This is a genomic window from Nocardia sp. CA-107356 (genome assembly GCF_050946365.1).
GTDB lineage: Bacteria > Actinomycetota > Actinomycetes > Mycobacteriales > Mycobacteriaceae > Nocardia.
Map to the genome: position 1 here is coordinate 4,509,292 of NZ_CP191992.1, position 22,504 is coordinate 4,531,795.

General features: G+C 62.7%; 16 protein-coding genes and 3 pseudogenes. 12 read left to right on the forward strand and 7 right to left on the reverse strand.

The annotated features are described in order from the left end of the window. Positions 1-565 precede the first annotated feature (565 nt). Positions 566-1,951 carry an IS1380 family transposase gene (locus ACQP1G_RS20210; RefSeq protein ID WP_433192986.1) on the forward strand — a complete coding sequence of 462 codons (1,386 nt, stop codon included), beginning with the start codon at positions 566-568 and terminating at the stop codon, positions 1,949-1,951. Positions 1,952-2,188: 237 nt separating this feature from the next. Continuing rightward, entirely contained in the window at positions 2,189-3,319 is a 1,131-nt protein-coding gene (locus ACQP1G_RS20215; protein WP_433206530.1) for a hypothetical protein, read from the forward strand. A 485-nt stretch (positions 3,320-3,804) separates the two neighbouring features. On the opposite strand, the gene ACQP1G_RS20220 is transcribed toward ACQP1G_RS20215, so the two are convergent. Then, complete coding sequence (locus ACQP1G_RS20220; RefSeq protein ID WP_433206533.1) at positions 3,805-4,365, reverse strand: helix-turn-helix domain-containing protein; 561 nt, start codon at positions 4,363-4,365, stop codon at positions 3,805-3,807. A 1,173-nt stretch (positions 4,366-5,538) separates the two neighbouring features. Here ACQP1G_RS20220 and ACQP1G_RS20225 point away from each other — a divergent pair. From ACQP1G_RS20225 to ACQP1G_RS20240, 4 genes and pseudogenes are all read left to right on the forward strand, one after another. After that, the gene (locus tag ACQP1G_RS20225; protein ID WP_433206536.1) at positions 5,539-6,096 is read left to right on the forward strand and encodes a hypothetical protein; all 558 of its coding nucleotides are present in this window, start codon (positions 5,539-5,541) and stop codon (positions 6,094-6,096) included. A 56-nt stretch (positions 6,097-6,152) separates the two neighbouring features. Further along, entirely contained in the window at positions 6,153-9,209 is a 3,057-nt protein-coding gene (locus tag ACQP1G_RS20230) for a hypothetical protein (RefSeq protein ID WP_433206539.1), read from the forward strand. Positions 9,210-9,782: 573 nt separating this feature from the next. Further along, positions 9,783-9,998, forward strand: a pseudogene (locus tag ACQP1G_RS20235) (IS21 family transposase); the annotation flags it as partial. Between the two features lie 236 nt (positions 9,999-10,234). Continuing rightward, a complete protein-coding gene (locus tag ACQP1G_RS20240; protein WP_433208681.1) occupies positions 10,235-11,260 on the forward strand; it encodes an IS110 family transposase in 1,026 nt (341 codons plus the stop codon). A 1,444-nt stretch (positions 11,261-12,704) separates the two neighbouring features. On the opposite strand, the gene ACQP1G_RS20245 is transcribed toward ACQP1G_RS20240, so the two are convergent. Then, the gene (locus tag ACQP1G_RS20245) at positions 12,705-13,232 is read right to left on the reverse strand and encodes a hypothetical protein (RefSeq protein WP_433206542.1); all 528 of its coding nucleotides are present in this window, start codon (positions 13,230-13,232) and stop codon (positions 12,705-12,707) included. Between the two features lie 1,285 nt (positions 13,233-14,517). Between ACQP1G_RS20245 and ACQP1G_RS20250 the strand changes: the two genes are divergently transcribed. Further along, on the forward strand, positions 14,518-14,751 hold the full coding sequence (locus tag ACQP1G_RS20250; protein ID WP_433206545.1) for a hypothetical protein: 234 nt from the start codon (positions 14,518-14,520) through the stop codon (positions 14,749-14,751). 24 nt (positions 14,752-14,775) lie between these two features. Here the strand turns inward: ACQP1G_RS20250 and ACQP1G_RS20255 are convergent, their stop codons facing one another. The 4 genes and pseudogenes from ACQP1G_RS20255 to ACQP1G_RS20270 all read right to left on the reverse strand — a co-directional run. Then, positions 14,776-15,384, reverse strand: a complete 609-nt coding sequence (locus ACQP1G_RS20255; RefSeq protein WP_433206548.1) for a chloramphenicol phosphotransferase CPT family protein — start codon at positions 15,382-15,384, stop codon at positions 14,776-14,778. A gap of 632 nt (positions 15,385-16,016) precedes the next feature. Further along, positions 16,017-16,409, reverse strand: coding sequence for a helix-turn-helix domain-containing protein (locus tag ACQP1G_RS20260; protein WP_433206551.1), 393 nt, complete (start codon positions 16,407-16,409; stop codon positions 16,017-16,019). After that, positions 16,406-16,780, reverse strand: coding sequence for a hypothetical protein (locus tag ACQP1G_RS20265; RefSeq protein WP_433206554.1), 375 nt, complete (start codon positions 16,778-16,780; stop codon positions 16,406-16,408). The genes ACQP1G_RS20260 and ACQP1G_RS20265 overlap by 4 nt, the downstream gene beginning before the upstream one ends. Positions 16,781-17,091: 311 nt before the next feature. Further along, positions 17,092-17,449 (reverse strand): annotated as a pseudogene (locus tag ACQP1G_RS20270) (IS1380 family transposase); the annotation flags it as partial. Between the two features lie 534 nt (positions 17,450-17,983). Between ACQP1G_RS20270 and ACQP1G_RS20275 the strand changes: the two are divergent. The 4 genes from ACQP1G_RS20275 (at position 17,984) to ACQP1G_RS20290 (ending at position 22,027) form a co-directional block, all read left to right on the forward strand. Further along, positions 17,984-18,664, forward strand: coding sequence for a reverse transcriptase domain-containing protein (locus ACQP1G_RS20275; protein WP_433206557.1), 681 nt, complete (start codon positions 17,984-17,986; stop codon positions 18,662-18,664). 77 nt (positions 18,665-18,741) lie between these two features. After that, positions 18,742-19,089 carry a hypothetical protein gene (locus ACQP1G_RS20280; RefSeq protein ID WP_433192214.1) on the forward strand — a complete coding sequence of 116 codons (348 nt, stop codon included), beginning with the start codon at positions 18,742-18,744 and terminating at the stop codon, positions 19,087-19,089. Positions 19,090-19,218: 129 nt separating this feature from the next. Next, a complete protein-coding gene (locus tag ACQP1G_RS20285; RefSeq protein WP_433206560.1) occupies positions 19,219-20,910 on the forward strand; it encodes a recombinase family protein in 1,692 nt (563 codons plus the stop codon). Continuing rightward, positions 20,879-22,027, forward strand: a complete 1,149-nt coding sequence (locus tag ACQP1G_RS20290) for a group II intron reverse transcriptase/maturase (RefSeq protein WP_433206563.1) — start codon at positions 20,879-20,881, stop codon at positions 22,025-22,027. Before ACQP1G_RS20285 ends, ACQP1G_RS20290 begins: the two co-directional genes overlap by 32 nt. 106 nt (positions 22,028-22,133) lie before the next feature. Here the strand turns inward: ACQP1G_RS20290 and ACQP1G_RS20295 are convergent. Then, positions 22,134-22,313, reverse strand: a pseudogene (locus tag ACQP1G_RS20295) (IS1380 family transposase); the annotation flags it as partial. A 68-nt stretch (positions 22,314-22,381) separates the two neighbouring features. Here ACQP1G_RS20295 and ACQP1G_RS20300 point away from each other — a divergent pair. Next, a complete protein-coding gene (locus ACQP1G_RS20300) occupies positions 22,382-22,504 on the forward strand; it encodes a hypothetical protein (protein WP_433206566.1) in 123 nt (40 codons plus the stop codon).

A 22,504-nucleotide genomic window follows, 5' to 3' on the forward strand; every position in this document is an offset into this window, starting at 1 on the left:
CTGGTCGCACAGTGCGGTAAAATAGGCGGAGTTTTTCCGTCCATGTCGGCAGGTACTCCGCTGCGGCACCGGCCAGACCAGTGTTCTTACGTGCCGACATCAGTAAACGGCGAGCCTGGGCATCGGTAGTCGTCGAACTGGTTTGCAATGTCCTGGACAGGGTCTGCCGGCGGTGCCGACCGCAGGGAGGCTGTAATCCACAGTGATCACGGCGCTCATACACCAGCTTCGAGCATCACTCCCAACCTGTCTGGGAGGCGGATCAAACTTGAGCCGGCTGCTCGGAAGGTCGAACTCCCACCGTGCTGGTTTGCTACTCGTGATGGCTGACTCCACCTTCGGGCCATGCCTATCAGCTTGGAATCGCGGTAGCGTTGCGTCCATCCATAGGCGCTGAAGAACTGACTGAAATGGGCGACAAATGGCTCTAAATGCGCGCACCGCTAGCCTCGCCCAGTCATGGAAATAGTCTCTGACCTGCGATAGAAATGGCGAAAGGTGCCCCGACCTGCGACAATTCGACTTGCGAAGGAAGAATTGATCGAAGTAGTGGAGCACCCTTCTGGTGGGCAAGTCTATCTCTGCGTATCCGCGGCTCGACATCGACGGTGACGGCTCGGGCGTGGCGTCACACACAGGCGCGGCGCTACTACTGCGCACTGCCGAGAAGACTGGGTTGACCAGCGGTTTATCGGAAAAGTTGAGGCCGTGGCGCAAACCGATGGCCATCCACGACCCCGGCAAGATCGTGCTCGATCTGGCGGTCACCCTCGCGATCGGTGGTGACTGCGCCGCGGACCTGGCGTTGTTGCGGGCCGAACCGGGTGTGTTCGGTTCGGTGGCCTCGGACCCGACCGTGTCGCGCACGATCACCGCTCTGGCCGCTGACGCACCGAAAGTGTTGGCCGCCATCGCTTCTGCCCGCGCCGACGCCCGCGCCCAGGCATGGATCCTGGCTGGATCCAACGCCCCCGATCACCGGATCAGCATCAACGATCCGCTGATCATCGATCTCGACGCCACCCTCACCGACGCGCACTCGGAAAAGCAACACGCGGCACCAACATTCAAGCGTGGCTTCGGATTTCACTCACTGTGGTCGTTCATCGACCACGGCCCGGCCGGGACCGGCGAACCCGCCGCGCCGATGCTGCGCCCGGGCAACGCCGGTAGTAATACTGCCGCCGACCACAAACGGGTCCTGTCCGATGCCCTCGCCCAGCTGCCGTGGCAGCCGTTATGGCGGGTCGGACGGAAAGTATTGGTGCGCACCGATTCCGGGGGCGGCACCCATGAGTTCCTCGACTACTGCCACCGGCGCAGGCTGCAGTACTCGATCGGGTTCACCCTCACCGACGACATCGTCACCGCCATGGACACCCACCTCACCGACCGCGACTGGACACCGGCATACGACGCCGAGGGCCGAGTCCGGCCCGGCGCATGGGTCGTCGAAGTCACCGGCATCACCGACTTGACCGGCTGGCCACCCGGCATGCGCCTGATCGTCAGGAAAGAACGCCCGCACCCCGGTGCTCAACTGCGGTTCACCGACCATGACGGATTGCGGTTGACCGCGTTCGTCACCAACACCACCCGAGGTCAACTCCCCGATTTAGAGTTGCGCCACCGGCGGCGGGCCCGCTGCGAAGACCGGATCAGAAACGCGAAAGACACCGGTCTACGGAATCTTCCGTTCCACGGGTTCGACGCCAACCGCATCTGGCTCGCGTTGGTCGCGCTCGCGTTGGACCTGACCGCGTGGCTGCAAACCATCGCCCTGCACGATCACGACGGACGCCGGTGGGAGCCGAAAACCCTTCGGCTACGGGTGTTTTCCGCTGCGGGGCGGATCGCCCGCCACGCCCGCAAGACCCGGCTACACCTGGCCCGACACGCGCCCTTCACCGACCTGATCACCACCGCCGCGGCTCGCCTGCAACCCGGCTGACCAGTAAGAACATTGTCCCTACAACCAAGGAAGCCATCCCTCCCGGGCTCGTGGAACCTGGCAGTCAGCCCGCTGCGCGGGCCGACTGCCCTGCCCAGGTCCGGGAAACTACGATCGAAGCAGCAATCCGAAGCCGCTCAAGCAACCACGTCAGCCCCGCGAAATATCGAGGCTAGCCATCTGCCGAATACGCCTGTGGCGGAGGTTCCGTCGCAAAATGCACTGCCGAATACGCCCGTGGCGGAGGTTCCGTCGCAAAATGCACTGCCATCGTCAACGTCAGCATTGGTTGACCTAGCCGAATTCAATCTTTATCACCCGAAGGATCAATCGAAGACCTTGGAGGCGGCGATTGACATGGGGGAGCGTGCGATCGATTTGTTAACCGACCCGCTGCGTGGAAACGCGCCGGAGCTGAGGCCGGATATCGTCAGAATTTTGCAGAAGAATCACCTTATCGATTATACAGATAACTGTCTGGCGATTGACGCTCACAATCAGAATCTCGACGTTATGAATCGTATCAAAGACGAATTGACCGATATGGATTCCAATACGCAAGCGACTTGGCCCGCGGCATCTGACTACATACAGAACGCGCTTGCGAATATTGACAACCAAATAGTCGAACCATTACGTGTACAACTCAAAGGAGCCGAAGGTCACCTCGGGGTTAAAAGTGGGAATTCGGGGGCCCGTCTGGAGATGAGGCTGATAGGCTCCATCGAAAAAACTATATTCGCCGTCCAGAGCCAGGTCGATGATGTGAATCGTCATATGAGTGTACTCGCAAATCAGATAAATACGAATACTCCTGACTATAAGCAGGGCTATCGGGACGGCGTGGCCGCTAGCGGCTCCGGGAGTGGAGACAATAGTCCAGGCCGAACGAGCAAGTCCGATGGAAGCCAGACGGCCGATGTCGCTGGCGGTCCCGCCGGCACCAGCCTTACAACCCCTGCGAACCAGCCCAGCGATACACCTGCGAACCAGCCCAGCGATACGGCCTGCGACTCGGGTGATAATGCCCAGCATAACGAAAATGTTGGCACGACAACATTGGACGATGGGTGGAGTACCTGGGCAGCTCCCGCCGCTGCGGTTAGTGATTCATTCCCGCCCACTTTCAATACCTTCGCTTCAAAGGGAATGAATTCTAGCGTGGCGAGTTCGCTCTCGATGACGAATTCCTACATCGACCATACATACACATCCGCCCCTGGTCGTAGTTCATCCATCGTAGCGGCCGTGGACATCGCAACTCAAGGAAGCGTCACCGAATCCGCCAACGTCGCCATGGCCGTGCCTTCGATGACTTTGTCCGCGACTTCCATGGATTCAGTAGTTGATGTCGAAATTGAGCGGTAGCCCGGTAACTGCGGTTCTGGTCAATGTGGCGCTTTTCTAGTCTGCGAATTTTGGTCGCGGACATGCGAACGTGATAAAGGATCCACTAACTAACTTAGTGCTGCGTTCCTCAAAGGTGGTAGATAAAGCGGTGGCGTAAGGTTCTGGGTTTCGGGGCTGGTCGGCCCCAGATCCATGGTCGTGCGCGGGTGTTGAGGGCGGCCGTGGCTTGGCGGGTGGCCTGGTCGATCTCGGTGTGGTCGGCGAAGGTCTGACCGGCGAGGGCTTCTCGCCGGAAGATCCGCCACCATGGGGGCGGGTCCGAAGGTGCGGGGCGAGACCGGGCCCAGCTCGTCGGCGCAGACTACCGTGGCCCCGGCCGGCGGCTGCGTGTAGAGACCGACGATGTGGGTTCTTTTGGGACGAAGTACGGATCCTTGCTCGTCGTCCACGACCGCGGCCGACGCCATCGAATCCCTTCTGCCACAAGTATTCTGCGCACCTGACTACGAGCAACGACAAATTCCCTCGGTGCGAAGGGTCTTGGTCAGCGAATCCAGCGTCCAACTCGACGGCGCCCCATCCTGCTCGGCTTGTAGAACACCATCGGATCCCCGTGTCAACCGCCCCGGTGGCGTGGTGGCGACCAAGGCCACGATACGACTGCGCTCTGTCTCGGTCAGCCGAGGTTTGCGCCCCGACCCCGGCCGATCGCCCAGCCCCTCCATGCCGTGAATGTTGAACCGGTGCAGGCGTTCTCGCACCGTCTGCGGATGACAACCCAACTCATCCGCGATCACCGCGGTGGACTTCCCGTCCCAACTCGCCGTGATCATCCGCGCCCGGCGAATCCAATCACCCGGAGCATGCCGAGCACCAGCGAGCTTACGAATCTTCCGCTCCTCCAACACATCCCGCGCAGGACGCGCGACCAGCACCTTCGGCAGAACCCACCCCATGACACCCGAATCAACATGACCCGCAACAAGATACATGATCATTAAGGAACGCAGCACTAACTCCACTTTCAGGCCATGCCCGACTGCCCGAAATCGCTTTACAGTCATGCCCATACCGTCGGTACAGAGGAGACCACCGCTGGTGGAGACGGATAGCGGGGCCTGAAAAGCAGCCGAATCGGCGGGTATCCGCCGCTGCGGTCCCGAGCCTCGCACAAGTTCGTGGAGGTTGGTGTGGAGCACAGCGTCACCGTGGATCCGACAGGGTTGCGGGCCATGGCATCGGAGGTCGCGGCGATCGCAGCTGAGGCGTCGGAGGCGTTGGCGCAGTTGCAGTCCGCCCTGGCGGACGAAAGAAGGCCCGAGGGCGCGGACGGTGTCGGTCGGCAGTTCGCGGAAACCTACGTCTCGGACGAGCAGCAGGCATTGGCCGCGTTCCGGGACACTATAGCGAGCCTGGGCAATGAGAGCGGCAACTTCACTCACGTAGCTGGCGCGTTCGAGAACCAAGATCTGGAGAATTCTCGTGTCGTGATGAACGCGGATCCGGCCGGTCACGGTGCCGAGCCCGATGCTAGCTCGGTCCCGATCGCGGACTCGCGTTCCACGCCGGGCGCCGGCTTCGCGTCTGATCCAGTAGCGGCAGTGCCGGAGCGGGCGGTGGCTACGCGTGTATCGCGGCCGGACGCGGGTCAGCCGGTGAATTCAGGCTTCGCTACCGGTGCAGCCGAGGCCGTGGCACCGAAACGAGCAGACACGGCCCGGCCTGCGAGCCCTGCTGTTGGGTCGCAGAGCCAGTCGGTCGCAAGTCGGCCTGTCGGCGAGTCGGGCCCCGGGGAAGTATTTGCGCCGGACCGGCAGCTCGGCGGAATGCCGAGCTTCGTGCCCGGCCGGGATCGGGCCGCGGCGGCGGCACGAGTAACCGTCAACGGCGAACCGCGGTCGGCTGCGGGTGCGCCGATGTCGGCTGCGTCGCGGTCTGTGACCACACCACGGTCTGGAACGACCCCGTGGTCTCGAACCACGCCATGGTCGCCGGCGTCGGCTGCGCGAGCCGAGAGCCCAAGGGTATTCGGTCCGCGTGGCGCTGGCCGGGCGATGCCCCCGCGTATCCCGATTCGATCGCCCGGCCGCAAGTTCACGGCCGATCGCCGCATACCCGCCGCCGGGTCTGCCGCTGGGCGGTGTGCGAGGGAGCTGGAAGCTCGGCATGGTCTGGACGTTGTCGGGTTCGACGCACCTGGCGTCCACGACCGTGTTGTCGAGGAGTTCGCTGCCGCCGTGAACGATGTGCTGACCAGGTATCCGGCGATCGGCCTACACGGGGTGGCCATTGCAGAACTGGGCGGCGGAGAGATGTCACGGATGATACGAGATACCCACGCCGACGAGTCACCGGTGACCTGGATCGTGCTGAGTCTGGTCGCGGCGTGCAACCCCGACGTCCTCGCCGGAAGAGTCCAGGCTGCAATACGATCAGCTGATCTGGTGCACGGTTCCGATGTGCGGCCTGTGTATTCGACGATCGTGCGCGAACTTGGACGCGCGTTCGACGCGGCCGGGGCCTTCCGGGCACGCACACTGGCGCAGAAGGCACTGATCGCTGCGTACCTGTGCATTCAGGGTGCAGATCGGCACGAGTATCGGCTCGGCCGGGTCGTCGGCGGATACCGGCGATGGCGTGCCCAGCTGCCCGGCTGCGAGGGCGACAATGGCCGCTTCGATCCGGGATCGGCTGTGGCTGAGGCTTTCACCGACGTGGTGCTGCACGGCAACGACGCCAGCGAACAGGCGAAGATCCTGCACCGGGTATTGATCGACGCCGCCCCCAGGACTTGACGCTAGGACGATGGCGTGGCCAGGAAGTGTCGGCGGCCGGACGGGTGTGTGGGTCGATGACGTTGCGGATTCCTCCGGAGATTCCTGGGCCGTTGGTGGCGTTGGCCGCGGGTCGGTTTCCCGATCTGGACGAGGATGCGTTGCGGCGGCGGGCGACCGTACTGCGGGAAGCGGCGCGTCGGTGTGAAGTGTTGGCGCAGCGTCATGCCGCGGCCGCCGATGGTACCGAGGAGATCATCTCCGGCTATACCGCGCAGGGCCTGCTCGGTGCCGGGAATGTCAACACCACCAACCTGCAGGCGATGGAACACCAGCTCGACAGCCTCGCCCAGCAGTGCGAAACCGCCGCCGACTCGGTCGAACGGACGAAGAAAGTCATCATCGTGACGCTGGTGCTGTTGGCCGCGCAGCTGGCGTGGGACGCGTTGAGCTTCTTCGCCGGTGGTGCGGCCGAGGCCCCGGTGCAGCGGGTGGCGGCGGAAGCAGCAATCGAAACGGCGGCCGAGGAAGGCGCCGCAGTGCTCGCGGCCGACGGTGTGGCGGCCACCGCCGCTCGTGCCGCGCTGCCGGCGATCGTGAAGACCGCCGGGATCGGTGCGGCTTGGGGTGCTGGCCCGCAGGTGGCCGCCGACGTGTGGATGCTGGCCGATCACCATGGGGACGGGATTTCCTGGACCGACGCCGGCGAGGCCGCCCTGGCCGGTATGGCTGGCGGTGTCGCCGGTGGTGTCGTCGGCGAACAGATCGCCAACCGGCTCGGCCCTCGGGCCGCGGGCGTCGGCTCGAACGGTCTTCGTGTTTTTGCTCGTCTCGGTGTCGGTGTTGCCGGCATTGTCGGTGGCGGTGTCGCGGGCGGTCTCGTCGGTGGGGCGACCGGTCAGATCACCGACAACATCATCGCCGCCGCCAACGGTGAGGGTTTCGACCTGTGGCGCGGCGTGACCGGTAAGACCCTGCTCGCCGATGCGGTCAGCGGGGCTGCCGGTGGTCTGCTCGGCGGCGCATGGCATGCCCTCGAAAACGCTCGCACCAACACCAACCAACCAGTCACAACCACCACGCAACACCCCGGCGAGGCCCCGGCCCCGATCCCGAAAACCCATGCGACACCGCCACAAACCCCACCAGCCACCATCGAGGCACCGCAGATCGTCCGACTACCGGCGACAGTCGGCCGGCCGCCGGTCGGCGACCCGACACCCGGGACTATTGAGCAGTCCCCGACCGGCACCGATGTATCGGCCGACCCGCCGGGCTACTTGCATGAGGCCGTCGTACGGGACAGTCAGCCGATGAACTGGGGTGACCCGGTGCGGGAGCAGGGTTCGAACGCGGTGGTACCGGCAGTTGACGACGGGAACCACCCGTCGGCGGATTCAGGCCAGGCACAACACCAGTCCAGCGCCGACCGTCATGAGCTGAAAAACGGTGCGCCGGCAAAGCACACAACCGACGAGCACCAGGGCGAACGAACCAGCGACCAGCTCGCCAGGAAGGGCGTGCGTGCGGTGCGTCTGGTGAAGGCGGAGCCGGACCTTGCGCTGCAGGCCACCGATTACCAGTCTCCGGTTGGCGCGCAGAAGGTCGATCCGAACGACATACCGACGACCGTGGAGCGGAAGGACATCCCGGTCACTCAGGCCAGCACCGACGCACCCGCACACAGCGACGAACCAGAGCCGAACGAAAACCACGGGGAAGCGAAGATCAGCTGGCATAGCGACGTTCAGGATGCTCCGCAGGCAGAGCAGACGAATCCGCCGCGAATGGAAACTGATCCGCGTACGGAGGATGTGGCAAGACATCATACGGAAGAGAATGAGGCCGCTGCGCGCCACCACGCGGACGAGGAAGAGCCCAGGGCTCGTCGTCACGAGGAGGCGAGCACGTGGCACCACGCGGAGGAAGAGGCTGCCTGGCCGCACTCGGAGGAAGAACCAAGGCATTACGTGGATGACGGGGAAGCCGCTCGGCGTGACACGGAGAAGAACACCGCTCGCATGGTGGCCGGAGACGAGGAAGGGACGCTCCGGGTCGGGGGAGAGTGGTCGGACCGCGAGTGGTTGCCACGCACCAGCACGCTTATCGAATATTCGAAGGACGAATTCATCGACCTGTGGGAGTGCTATCTCGGCAGGAACATGACGCCTACCGAGGTGAGAACCCTCGAAAATGGCTGCATCGGCGTGCCTAGTCTGGCGCTCGGAAACAACGAAGGCAATCCGCAGCTGAACCTTGCTGTCAGTGATCCCGACACCCATCGGCGGATCGTGGAAATGGAAAAGACGCTGGGCCCGGTAGACCAGATCTCACAGCATTTGAGCGAGGCGATGAAAAAAGTTATGCAAGCAAACAAAGAATTGGCGAAAGCGCGGATTGGACCTGGTGCGACCGAGCATTCGCCGGGAGTGCGAAACGCACAACAAGAACTGAACTTCCGGGTCACGGTTATGAAGTCTGTGGATGCGGAGATGAAACGCATGTTGTCGAATCTACCCGAGTCGTATGCGACCCTGAGTGAGGCGCGGGAGAAGATGAAATTGGAGCATGGGCTTCGCTCGACTCAGCTGGTGATGAGGTACAAGGAGAAGTTCGATTCCGTACTCGCGCGCAAGCCGCCGACCAGGGAGGAGTTCATGCGCATGGTGCAGGACGACCCGGGCCTCGCACGGCTGAAAGGGGTAGATCAGTTCCTGCCGGGAGGGTACCCATCCGAGTGGGACGTAATTGTGTTCGCCAAACATTTTTACTCCGGTCAAGAATACCTTCGTGATCACCACGGAAATATTCTTCGTGATCGAGAAGGCCGACCTGTCGGCGAGTGGACCGACCCTAATCCGGAGAAATTCGCATCCGACCCGGATACCGGTCAAGTTGACATGGCGGGTGATCTCGGGCTCGGGAAGGCTGTTGGCTTCGGAAATTTCGACTATGGCTTATATGTCGAGAATGTGGATGGATGGCTGAGCGGTAATCACGTCGAGTACCACCCGGGCGTGCGGGAGAACGATCCCTTCAAGGTATTTCTGCAACCCAGTAAGTTGTTTCATAGGTATGGACCGGCCTACGACAGTGCGGTGATTGCGCTTGCATTCAGGCGTAGGGTTCAATGACCGTGAAGGGATGGCCCGCTGAGAAAGACGATGAATCTAATCCGAAAATGATGGTAAGCGGGCAGGCGGTAGCTGTCGGCGGAGCCGACACCGGTTGTTATTGGTTGTGAGGGGGTCAGGCGGCTGGGGTGAGGGTGACGGTGTAGCCGAGGGCTTCGAGCTGGCGAATGTGGTTGCGGCGTTTGCTGTCCGGGTTCAGGTGGCGGGTGAAGTGGTCGGCTCGAAGCCGAGCAACTTGCTCATCCGATACGACGCCACATCCCGCTTGGCGAGCTCGCCCTTGACTTTGGGAATGTCGAAAAATATTAACTCCTCGCTTATCGGCTTGTAGACATTGCGGCCCCGTCGGTCGAGCTCATGAACAGTACATGCCCGTCAATCCTCCTCGGTGGATGCGTGGGGTCGCCGATCAGTTGGCGTGCCTGCATTTTCAGCTCGCCCTCGGTCGGTGTGTATGTTGGTTTGTCGTCTGGACCGAGCAGGCAGTGCGAGAGCATGTCGTCGCCGGGAGTGGTGTGTGCGCGGCGGTTTCATCAGCTTTCTCCAATTCTGCCACGGTGTCACCGAGTGCCCGACCCACCCTTCGAGGGCCTGCTGCGCAAGCTCGGCGCACTGCCCGGGTCGAGGTTCTTGAACAAGCAAGGGCGGCAGGGAAATTCACTCCCGTCCATGACGCTAGGGTGGGCGGCATCGCGTAAGGCGCACGGTGATGCGGCCGGCACGAGGGCGTTGATCGAGGTGCTGTTGCTGCACCGGCACATGCGCCACGAACACGTCGTCGCGGGTCTGACACCGGAAGCACTGTTTGCGTGAGGCGGGAGGGTGGGTTGCGGCAGTCTGAGTTGGCGGGTGCGGCGCACCTGGAGCTGGTGTCCGGCGTGGTGCAGTTGCGCCCGGAGGACGCGATGTTCCAGGCGATGCTGCGGGGGTTTCGGGCTTAGCAGACCGCTCGCGGTCTGCGCGAGGAAACCGTCGCGGCTCGTGAACGGACCGTGCGTCGATTCCTTGCCTACACCAACGACAGAATCGACGCGCACAAGCATTCCCACACCGCCGTCAGCGCTGACGAGCTGGGCCGGAAACTATCCACCAAAACAATCGGAACGAGCACCGATCATCTGATTCTACTGAAATGGGCACGGGCACAGCCTGATCCGGAACGGCTGTGGGCGCTGGAGGACTGCCGGAACATGACCCGGCGCCGCGAAAGCGACCTCATCGCGGCCGGTGAGCGAGTGGTCCGTGTTCCACCGAAACTGATGGCTCATGCCCGGGATTCGGCACGCACCTACGGCAAATCCGATCCGATCGACGCCCTCGCCATCGCGCGAGCTGCCCTGCGCGAACCCGATCTGCCGGTGGCCCGGCTCGATGGAGTCGAACGTGAGACCCCGCTGCTTGTCGACCACCGGGAAGACCTCGTCACCGAACGCACCCGTGTGATCGCGCGGCTGCGCTGGCATCTGCACGAACTGGACCCGGGCTGGATGCCGCCGGGCAAGCTCGAACGCGCCAGTGCCTACGACCGCGTCGCAGTACACCTGGCCCAATTCGATGGGCTCGTCGCCCGCTTGGCGGTGACCCTGGTCGTGCACTGCCGACGGCTCACCATCGAGATCGACGAACTGGCCGACGAAATCGGCCAGCGGATCCAACAGGTCGCCCCATCGCTGCTGGCCGTCGTCGGCTGCGCGGCCCTGACCGCGGCTAAGATCATCGGCGAAACCGCCGGCGTCGACCGCTTCCGATCCAAGGACGCCTACGCCCGCCACAACGGCAGCGCACCACTACCAGTCTGGTCGTCCAACCGTTCGCGACATCGCCTGTCCCGCACCGGAAACCGGCAACTCAACGCCGCGCTACACCGCATCGCCCTCACACAGGCGCGCTGCCACCCAGGCGCACGAGAACTGGTGGCCAGACGCAGAGCTAAAGGCGACGGCGGTATGGAAGCACTACGAATCCTCAAACGCCGACTCTCCGACGTCGTCTACCGCGCCATGATCGCCGACCTGAACCACCAGCCCAGCCCACTCCCAACTACTGCTTGACAGAGGAGCAATCCACAGTCCCATTTCAGGGGTGTCTCAGCGAAGGGCGGTTGCGCACATCGAACTAGCGCGCTTCTCGCGATCGACCCGACTACCGCCCCTGCACTGCTTTACATCCAGCACACCGTCAATCCACACCGCGTCACCAGCTCGTCCGACGAGCGAGCGCGTTCAAGCAGCCCTCTCGCGCTGTGAGGCTTATTCTGACCCTATCTGTCCAGTCGGACGATTCATGCTCGGATTTAGCCATCCGGCCAACGCATTCCAATCTGCTGCGGTAATCCGCGTGTCAGCCCCCCCGGGTCTGTCGCAGTACATGTGCCGACCTCGACTGCGATCCACTTTCAGGTGCAGCGCTCTTCCGCAGCGGAAGCATACATCAAACATTCTGTTCAACCAAACCTTCTGATCATCGGAATCAGCACTTATACGGCGATATTCTTCAGCGCGTCGTGAGCAGCGTACTTTTGGTTGCCCATAGGTCGTTTCCGTTTCCCGCCAAGTCCACAAGCGCCGTACCCCACACCGGCGTCACCGACGGGTTCCGAGATTCGCTGCGGACGCTTTACCATTTCTAGGGTTGTCAACTCAACCCGGTTGAGTTGACAATGGATCCGACTGCATGCGGCCGATGATTACTGCGACACTCGCGGTAATCATCGGCCCGCCCGGCAGTGTCAGACAAAAGACTCCTTCATCGAGCTTGTTAACATCAGTATATGGTCAGCTTCCGCAATCTAATATGGCCCAAAAGTGTAAGCCACTACGATCCGGCACCACCCTACTGCGATCAATTCAGCAACGCGCGGACCGCATTCCGCGCGCGGCAGGTAAAATCCTAGCGATCGGAGGAAAACCTTGCCTGAAGATTGAAATCAAATCGCCAACTGGATAGCCGGACCTGCCTGAGCCGCATTTAAGTGGCGTCGACCTGCCAGCTTTCGGCGACAATCCTGCGCTTGCAAAAGGCCGAGCGGATGCAGCGTTTGGATCGACACCGGAGCGGCCATGTAGCACCCGACCGCGACGATAATAAATATTGAATCAGATTTCACCAATGCGTGTCCCCACGCTCTTGTTTGAGGCTCTCGCACCATTTATAGTAGCGGTCAACCAGCGTTCCCCATCCTTCGGCGGCAGCGGAAGACCACTTCCGTTCTGTCCCTGCGGCGGATTCTGGGGGTCTTTCTTTGTTCGCCTTCGTTGTCCGCACGCGCTGCGCGATCGACCAACTCCGTCCATCGCTCAAAATCCTCACAGAGCTCGCGTTCGGGTTTCGCGGCATGTCGCTCCTCGTGACCTATTATCTACAAGAACCTCTAAAAGCTTTCATCGGCACCCCGTCGACGTATCTCATAGGTAAGTTTGACAGCTGGTAGCATGATCAGGGATCGTCAAAAATCGGGCATGCGTTGAATCCGGCTATCTAGTTTCGCTCACCACGTTACGCAGTTTCTCTTCTCACTCCTTGCCACCCCGTCGGCAGTTGTAATTGTTTAGCACGTATTTCGTTCACCATTTCTGCATAGCCCTCACGCGCTTCACTGAGATGAACCCAGGCTTGATGCCGCGTTTCCGCATCCGCCGAGTGCAGCACTGTCCACCACACTTCGGCATAAATTTTCGCGATATGGCTGATCACTTCCCCCAAGGAGTGCGTGTGTTTGCGCGCACTTTTTGTTCGCGGTACATGACCGACTGCCCACAAATTGACTTCACCAACGACTCGCTCGATCTCAGTGCGATATTGCGTGAACGCGATTACCCTATGCTGTGGCGCAATATCGAATTCGAATGGAATTAGCCCGGCATGTAGGTCACTTAATTCTCGCGCCCACTGTACGAGTGGCGAGGTGCTGGTGTAGAGACCTGCGATCGCCTGAAATAATTGCGCGGGCTCTGGCAGGAGCGCCACACTCGCTCGAGACTGCCCATCCGCATTACGGCTCGTCGAATCAGAGTTCGATTTCATAGCGAATCCGTACTCGATGCGAAATATTCTCGACTCCATGCATACTCGCAACCTTCATACGTACGTTGGCGAAGATGCGGAACTGGCTGCACGCACGGAGGGAGCGAGCGACGACCCGGTTAGCGTTCGGGGCATCGAGTTCAGACGTTCCGCTCAGAACCTCAGTGATGCCAGAGTAGGACGCGCGATGCGGCGGCTTGGGAAGTGGTTCTGCTTTTGGTATCACTGGAGCAGTCGAAGAGTCTGCGCATGATGCAACGAGTCGACGGCGCGGCGCGGATACTGCGGTCGCGGCCGATCGATTGGTGAAAGACGACAGTGCCCGCCCTAAGATTACGAAGGTCGCCGTGTGTTGAATGAAGTTGGTACTCATGCGAAACCTCGCGGGTCGAGAATGACTCGATATCGTTCGGCCGTACTGCCACGCCGCCGAGCCCTGAAGGCCGACATGCGCCGGGTTCGGTACTTGGACCCGCGGTGTGTCAATCGCCGTATTCAGATTGGCCAGCTCGCCAACCTCGCCGTCTGGTATAACCGGCGGGATGCCGCAGCCTGAGATGGAACCATCTGTGTTGGTTTCTCGCACCACGATGCTCCATACAGGTCGGCTTTGTGAGGGTGTCGCGCCTGCCGCCGGAGCTCCTTGGCCCCGACCTGTACCAAGTTGACATTATGCAGATGCTGTTCATACGAATATGGCCTGAAGGTGGAATCTTTCGTCGCCGACCCGGCGATCGTGAGCAGATCGGATGATTCTCACATTGCGCATCAGCGTTACCTAACATTCACGCGCACAAACGCCCTCCAGTGCAGATGTAACGGCGTACTTAGCGATGGCCTCTAACCGACAACCGGGGCAGTCAACAGTAAGCTGAGCGATCCCGAAGTCAGCCAATGGATTCCGCCGAGTCCATACTACTGCGGGTGGATGTAAGACCATGCCTCGGTTGGTGATCGGGGTGATGACAGGATATTCGCATCTGGTCCGAGCATTCAGTTGTAACCATTGCGGCGCATTAGTTTTCGCGGTCAGGCAGCAGGTCGACGCGCATCGCAGACGATGGATTAGGTGGCCAATTCCCGAGGGAGCCAAGGACGACAAGGCCGATGCCCGCACGCTGACCGGACATCGCGGCACAACCGGTTACTACACACATCGAGCGACTTACAACGACGTGAGACAGCGGCTACCGCAGGCTCACTGGTCGGGAGCGGTGATCGACGCGGCGTCGGTGCAACGATCGGCCAGATCACCGCGGCGCTCAAGCGGGCACGACACCGCGACGTGCCTGCGAAGGCAGCCGCGATCCAGTCGTCGCTGCGCGCCGAGCAGCTGGGCCAAGCCGACATCGTCACCGGCGCCTACGCCGTGACGGTTCGCACGACAGTCGCGGTCCTGCGCACACTCAACGAGCAGATCAAGATCCTCGAAGGCAAGTGTCCTCTGCCAGTTGACCTGACGCAGGTCGTGGGTTTTGAGCAGGGCTGCGTCAGGTATGTGGCAGAGCCCGAGGTGTGATTTCTGCCAGATTGTTGACGCAAATTAGGATTTCGACGGGGCGCGGAGACGATCGAATGCTCGATGCGATGGGCCTTGGTCGAGGAAGGCTTTGATCTGGACGGAGCAAGCCTGGATGGTGGCTGCGCCGGTGTCGATGGTGAGGTCATAGATTCCGTGCGCGTGGACTGGTTCGATCTGACTGGCCGCAGTGCCGACGGGGCGGTCGCCGCGCTGCTGTTCGCGGCGTTGTAGTTCGTCGATCGAGCAGTGGACTCCGACGAACACGACGTCGATGCCGGTCATGACGCTCAGCCAGTCGCGCAATCGCCAGGGTTCGCTGAGGACGTGATCCATGATGATGTCGTTGCCCGCCAACGCCATTGCGGCGACCGCTCGGTGAAAACCGGCGCGGGTTCGCCGCAGGGTCTCGGTGAGCGCGGCCGCGTCGAGTTCGTGGGTGCGGGTTTGCGAACGCATTGCGCCGATCATGTCGACGCCCATGTGGAAGAAGGGTCGGTCGAGATCGATCAGTAGCTGGCGCGCGATGCTCGACTTGCCCGAGCTCGAGACGCCGTTGAGGAGAATGACTTGGCCAGGTGCGATTGCGCCGGGAATGTCGAGGTCCGCAATGGGGCTGGAGAGGCTGGGCATGTCCTCCAGGGTGACGGACTGTCCGTTGACCGGCAGAAGTGGGCGGGGTGTCGGGCCGCGGCGGCTGGTGACGTAGTTGCGGACCGATTCGTAGGTGATCGCGGCGTGGTGGTCATCGAGTAGACGTTCCCAGATCTCGCGGACGGGATGGTGGGTGTGGCGGTGAGCAGCACATCGATGTGTGGGATGAGCCCGTGCAGGCCAGGTCGTTCGTGGGCGGGATATTTCTTGCGCGCAGCGGGTTTTGGTGATTCGAGCGCGGCGTGGACGGTGCGCCAGCTGACCTTGTGCTTGTGTTCGATTGCTCGGGCCGACATGCCAGCGAGCGCGTCGCGGCGGATGGCCGCGTAGCGCTGTCTCTTTGCTTCGTCGTTGTGCTGCTCGCGTTTTCGGTGTTCGGCGGCGATTCCCGGCTGTCAGGGCGGCTGCCTTCGGGTGGTGAGCTCGGGGAATATGCGCAGGATGACCGGTGTGGTGCGCCCGCTGACGGTGGCGAGCTTGTTCGGGTCGATGGGTCCCATTCCCTGCCGTGTGGGAGTGATGTGGCGGCGCAGGTAGCTGGTCTTAATGTTGAACGATCTGCTTCGGGCACGAGCGAGCGAGTTGCCCCCACAAACATCTTGAGATCGCTGCTAAAGGTTGGCCTCGCCGCCCGCGGCCGCGTGGCCTTGAGACAACGCTGATTTGCGCATGCGGGCGGGAATGCGGGCTTGCAGACGCCTGGATTGTGCCTTCTGTGTGGCGGTTGTCCGGCGCTGCCGGACCTGCGTATGCTGCTCTGAGGTGTCCTGCGGGATCGTGTAGAGCTGGATGGCCAGATCGACTTGGTCGCGGGTAAAGCGCAAGCGTCGGCCGATCCGAGTGTGCGGGATTCTTTTCTGCCGCGCGGCTTCTTCGAGCCAGTTGGCTGACGGCAGGCCCAAAGCCTGCGCGACGGCTTCGGGGGAGTACAGAACCGGCAGGCCGATAGCGTCGTTGTCGGAAACGGGTTCTCCGTCTGCGACATCTGGCCTCACGCTCGTCATGCGATCATCCAGTTTCGTAAGTGGGCGACGATGTCCGCGGGCGTGACGGTGATCGGGCGATGGCGCCGACCCAGGCGGTCGGTCAGGACGACTCTGATCGTGCCGTCTTCGGCGATCTTCGGACTCCCTTGTAGTCGGCGTGTTATCGCGCCCTGTTTAGCCAGATCTGCGCGAATCATCAGTGCAGCCATGGCGAGGGCATCGCGGCGGCTGCGGTGCATTGGTGCCACGCTGACACGAGTCAGCTGCGGCGTGAAGGTCAGTCTGGTGTAGCCGCAGTGCAATTCGAATCTAATTTCGGTTGGCGCGGCGGCGTGTTGGGAGTCGGCGATCGGACGTGGCTGCCCGGTTTCGTTCATCTGGTTGCTCACGGTACCTCCCCTTGCGCCCTTGCGCCCTTGCGCCCTTGCGAGCCGCTGGCACTGTCGTCGGCGAACGATCTACGGGCGACTTCAAGGTGTTTCAATGGCGTGCGTCATTGGATCGTAACTGGACATTTATAGTCTGTCTATGACTCTAAATGTCCAATTCGTGTCTGCGTCTTAGCCACGATCCGTGGATGGGGATTGGTGGTGGCTGCGCGTCTTCGGCGCGCGGACCATCGGGTTTCGGGCGTAGGGTAGCCGCTGGTCTGCCCAGCCTTTCCACTGTTGTTCCTGGTCGTAGGGCGTGGAGGGATCAGTCAGGTGGTCGTTGGTCGTGACGGGTCAACGCGTTGCCAGGCCGCGGTCCGGGGCCAGTGTGTGGGCAGGTACAGTACGGGTTTTCGCTGCGGGCGGGCCAGGCGGGCGGGCGGCAGAGATGATTTTTGCGGCGCAGGGTGGCGCTGCGAGATTTGCCCAGAACGGGGCTGGCGAGCGCGCTGGCAGCGCGCAGCAGATTGTGGGCGATCGCGGCGCGCAACACCCAGGCGGAGTTCGCGCCGAAGCCCGCGTCGGGCGTGTGCCAGCGGGCCGTCGATGAGGTCCGGCGTACGCGGTCTCGGTGATGGCGAGGCGGCGGTGGGTGATATCGGCGTCGGTGAAAAACGGGTGGTATCGGTGCGCCACGAGGCGCTCTTGTCGTATTCCTGGCATAGCCGGGAGGAACTCGAAGGGAGGTTCTTGGGTCTGATGGCTTACCCGGAGCCGAAAGGTTAACGGGGACAAGAGCATGCCAGCAAACCGGGGGCCGGGTCCAGGTGTCAGGGACGGTGCTCCGGGAGACCCGCGTGATATGGCGAAAGCTGGATTGCCTGAATCCCAATCTCCAGAAGGTGAAAATCCCCACCCGCCGGAAAGATGCCTGTAACCGGCGCTGGTCCTGCCGAGGTCTGGCGGTATGCCGAGGCACCCTTCGGGACCGGGAGCGATTCCCAGTGAGGGCATTCAAGGAGATGAGTGGGGCGCCTACGTCACGCTGACAACGTACGACAGAGACGAACGTGGGATCGCCTACGGGACAACGAGTCCTATGGCGACGGAGGCCCCGTAGTAGTCGCCGGAGTCACGACCGGCCAGGGAGACGGTAACGCCGTTCGCATGGGCGAAGGGGGCCAGATGATTCGGACACCATCAGATCGGGAGGTATGCGAAATGCAGAGCGCCGAAGCGGTGCTGGGTGTCCTGCGTGAGCGTGGCAGGCGTGGTCTGCCGTGCGAGGAACTGTATCGGCAATTGTTCAACCCGCAGTTGTATCTGCTGGCCTACGGGCGCATCTACGCCAACAAGGGTGCGATGACGCCGGGGGTCACGCGGGAGACCGTGGACGGCATGTCCCTGGGCAAGATCGACCGCATCATCGATGCGATGCGCCACGAGCGCTACCGATTCCAGCCCGTCAGGCGGGTTCATATCCCGAAACGCAACGGGAAAACGCGCCCGTTGGGACTGCCGAGTTGGTCGGACAAACTGGTCGGCGAGGTGGTGCGCCTGCTGTTGGAGGCGTACTACGAGCCGACGTTCTCCGACTGTTCCCACGGGTTTCGGCCGGGCCGGGGCTGCCATACCGCGTTGCGGGATGTGGCTACGGCATGGACCGGAACGACCTGGTTCATCGAGGGCGACATCGCTGACTGCTTCGGGAGCTTCGATCAGAAGATCATGGTCTCGATTCTCGGGGAGAAGATCCACGACAACCGGTTCCTGCGGCTGGTGCGCAACATGCTCACAGCCGGATATCTGGAGGACTGGACATGGGGCGCGACGCTGAGCGGAGTTCCGCAAGGCGGTGTCGCTACGCCTCCAACGCAGTTGGCAACTTCTGCTTCGACGTGACGCTGAGTTATCGGCGGCTGGAACGGCCGCGTCGTGTTCCGGGGACGGTGTGACGTGTCCGGTAGTAGGTTTATGTCGTGGCTGGAAGTCGTTGCGACGCTGCTGAATTCGCTTGCCGTGTCAACGCGGCTGCGGAGTTGGTGGATGGTGGTGTGCCGGTGGCCGATGCTGCGCGCGGGTTGGCGGATCGGTTCGGGTGTTCGCTGCGGCAGGCCCGCCGCTACGTGGATCGCGCGGTCGCCGACGGTCCGATACCGGTCGCGGAACCCACGGTGGTGTTCAGCGTCAAACTCAAACTCCCTGGGGCACTGGCTGTTCGGGTGCGTGAACACGCACGGGACTCCGGTAGCACGCTGTCGGAGGTGGTGTCGCAGGCGTTGGCGGATCACTTGGTGCGGGGCCGGGCGCGGCCCCAGCCCCGGTGAACGAGAGGCGGGTCGAGACGGAGTTCGTGTTCGACCGGCACGCGGCCACGGATGTGTCGGTGGCCTACGAGATATTGGTTCCGCAACGTCGAGCCCGCATCACGCGGGCTCAGGAAGGACTGCCACCACGTGAGCAGCACGGTGATCTACGCCCGGGTGTCCTCGGCCCGGCAGAAGAAGAACGAGACGATCGGCTCGCAGATCGCGGCCCTGCGCGCCCACGCCGAGCACCTCGGGCTCGCGGTGCCTGAGGAGTGGATCTTCGCCGACGACGGCCACTCCGGCGCCACCCTGGTCCGGCCGGCGCTGGAACGGCTGCGAGACCTGGTCGCCGGGGTCGGGGTCGAGGTGGTGTTGTGCTACTCGCCGGACCGGCTGGCCCGCAAGTTCGCCTACCAGGCATTGCTGATCGAGGAATTCACCCGCGCGGGAACGAGAGTCGAGTTCGTCAACGGCCCGCGCGGCGACTCCCCGGAGGATCAGTTGCTGGTGCAGTTCCAGGGCATGTTCGCCGAATACGAGAAAGCCCAGATCATGGAGCGTTACCGGCGCGGCAAGACCCACCGCGCCAAGACCGGGTCGGTCAACGTGCTCTCCGGCGCTCCCTACGGCTACCGCTACCTGCGCCGCAACGACCACAGTGGCGCGGTCTACGAGATCGTCGAGCACGAAGCGGCGCTGGTCGCGGAGCTGTTCCGTCGTTACGCCGACGACGGCGCCTCGCTCGCCGAGCTGACACGCTGGCTCACCGACGACCCAGCGACACCGACCCGGACCGGCAAACAGCGGTGGGACCGCTCGACGGTGTGGGGGATGCTGCGCAACCCCGCCTACGCCGGTCGCGCAGTGTTCGGCAAGACCATGGTCGTGCACGAATCGCCCAGTCTGAACAGGGCCGCACGGCTGGCCGGGCGCGAGACCCCGAAAGCGTCGAAGACGGTCGATCGGCCACGCGAGGAGTGGACCGAGATCCCGGTCCCAGCGATCGTCACCGACGAAACCTTCGAACGAGTCGCGCAGCGACTGGCCGACAACAAACGATTCGCCTCGCGCAACAGCAAGGACCCGTCGCTGCTGCAGGGCCTGGCCGCCTGCGCGGGCTGCGGATACGGCTACTACCGCACCTCCACCCGCACCACGAACAAGAAGATCTACTACTACCGGTGCCTGGGCTCGGACGACTACCGCTACGAAGGCGGCCGGGTCTGCACGAACAAACCGGTCCGCGCGGACTACCTCGACACCGTCGTCTGGGACCACATCACCGCCCTGCTGGCCGACCCGCAACTGATCCGCACCGAGATCGACAAACGACTCAAGACCGCGAAAACCTCCGATCCCGTTGCTACGCAACGCAAAAGGCTCGACACCGCGCTGACCAAGGCCCGCTCGGGCATCGCCGCGATGATCGAGGCGTTCGGCGAACAACTGATCACCATCGACGAGCTGCGCGCCCGCATGCCCGACCTGCGCGCCCGAGAAACCAACCTGCGCAACCAGATCGACGCCCTGGACGCCCAGCTCGCCGACCGCAACGCCTACCTCGCCCTCGCCGCGGACCTGCAAGGATTCCTCACCCAACTCAACAACACCGCCGAAACCGCCACCGTCGACGAACGCCGCCGCGTGCTGAAGCTGCTGGTCAAAGACGTCCTCATCGGACCTGAGAAGATCACCATCCGCCACCGCATCCCCATCCGCGAACGCACCAACAGCGACACCCCAGCCACCGGCACCGACCAGGAGGGCGAACATTGCCAACTGCGTTGGAGGCGTAATATCCCCGATCATGTCCAATATCTACCTGCACAAACTGGATGATTTCGTCGAGAACGTTCTGGTCCCGGATTACACCCGGGGCCGACTGCGGGCGCACAACCTGCAGTACCGCAAAGTGCAGTACGCGATCACGCGTGCCCGCCGACAACACGACCGCGCCGAGGTGCGGTCGTTGTATCGGCAGTTGCATACGCTGCCCAGCCAGGACCCGAACGATCCGGGCTACCGGCGGTTGCGTTACTGCCGTTACGCCGACGACACCCTGCTGGGGTTCGCCGGTCCCAAGGCCGAAGCCGAGCAGATCAAACAACGGTTGACCGACTTCCTGCGCAACGACCTTGCACTGGAGCTGTCACCGGACAAGACGCTGATCACCCACGCTCGCACCCAGCGGGCGCGGTTTCTCGGCTACGAGATTTCCGTCGCGTCCAGCAGTCACAGGACACGCAAACCCACCGCGACCGACCGGCGGAACCGCCGCTCGGTCAACGGGGCGGTCCGGCTACATGTCCCCGCGTCGGTGCTCAAGGCCAAAAGTGCCCCGTTCGTCTCACGCGGCCAACCCGCGTGCCGAACACCTCTGGTCAACGAGACCGACTACACCATCGTCGGCGACTTCGGAGCCCGGTATCGGGGCATAGTCCAGTACTACCTGCTCGCCGGTGACGTTTACCGGCTGCACCGGCTGCGTTGGGTCATGGAGACCTCCATGCTCAAAACGCTCGCGTGCAAGCATCGCTCGACGGTGTCGAAGATGGCGGCCCGTTTCAAGGCCAAAATCGCGACACCGCACGGGCCGCGCACGCGCTTCCAGGTCAGCGTCGAACGCACGGGCAGGAAACCACTGGTCGCACATTTCGGCGGAATACCGCTCAAACGGCGCAAGAGCGCGGTCCTCACCGATCGCGACTCGACCGGGCCGGTCTATCCGAACAAAGAGCTGGTCAAACGGCTCGTCAACGGGCGGTGCGAGCTCTGTCGACGCACGGACAATATCGAAGTCCACCATGTCCGTGCGCTGGCTGATCTCCCCGAAACCGGTCACCAACAACCCGTTTGGGCACAGGTCATGACCAAACGCCGCCGCAAATCCCTGGTGGTCTGCGGCGACTGCCACGGTCTGGTCCACGCGCACCCCGCCACACCACTCACGTCGTAATCATCGGAGAGCCGGATGCCCGGAAAGCGGGCATGTCCGGTTCGGGGGCAGGTCGAGCGGGAAAAGGACCAGGAATACTGGCACCTCGCCGCTCGGCCGAGCCTACCCAGACCGGGAATAGTTCGTCCTGGCGGGCGCCGTCTTTGACGCGGTGCACGATCAGCCGCGAGGTAATCCGGTCTTTGGATGCGAAAGCGGTGTAGGGGATTTCGGCGACCTCGGCGTCGTAGATCCATTCCCTGATATCTGGGTCCTGGACTGCTCCTGGGCATTTCACCGGCGTCCAGCGCGGTCAGACTCCTCGATGGCATCGCCCTCGGAGAGCACACCAAGCGCAGCCTGACTCTCGAGCTAGTGCTCGCGCTCGCCGAGGACCGTCGCGACATCGCCCGCGATACCGAGGGCCAGTCGCTGCGCGAGATCGCCTGCGGTGTCGGCGGTGTCCTTTTGCTGGCGGGCTACGGGCGGCGCGCCTGA

Bases quoted from the DNA above. Each gene is read 5' to 3' on its own strand.
- ACQP1G_RS20260 (WP_433206551.1), bottom strand. From the start codon at position 16,409: ATGACGAGCGTGAGGCCAGATGTCGCAGACGGAGAACCCGTTTCCGAC.
- ACQP1G_RS20290 (WP_433206563.1), top strand. From the start codon at position 20,879: ATGTCCAATATCTACCTGCACAAACTGGATGATTTCGTCGAGAACGTT.
- ACQP1G_RS20255 (WP_433206548.1), bottom strand. From the start codon at position 15,384: ATGCCCAGCCTCTCCAGCCCCATTGCGGACCTCGACATTCCCGGCGCA.
- ACQP1G_RS20275 (WP_433206557.1), top strand. From the start codon at position 17,984: ATGCAGAGCGCCGAAGCGGTGCTGGGTGTCCTGCGTGAGCGTGGCAGG.
- ACQP1G_RS20230 (WP_433206539.1), top strand. From the start codon at position 6,153: ATGACGTTGCGGATTCCTCCGGAGATTCCTGGGCCGTTGGTGGCGTTG.
- ACQP1G_RS20245 (WP_433206542.1), bottom strand. From the start codon at position 13,232: ATGAAATCGAACTCTGATTCGACGAGCCGTAATGCGGATGGGCAGTCT.
- ACQP1G_RS20220 (WP_433206533.1), bottom strand. From the start codon at position 4,365: ATGACTGTAAAGCGATTTCGGGCAGTCGGGCATGGCCTGAAAGTGGAG.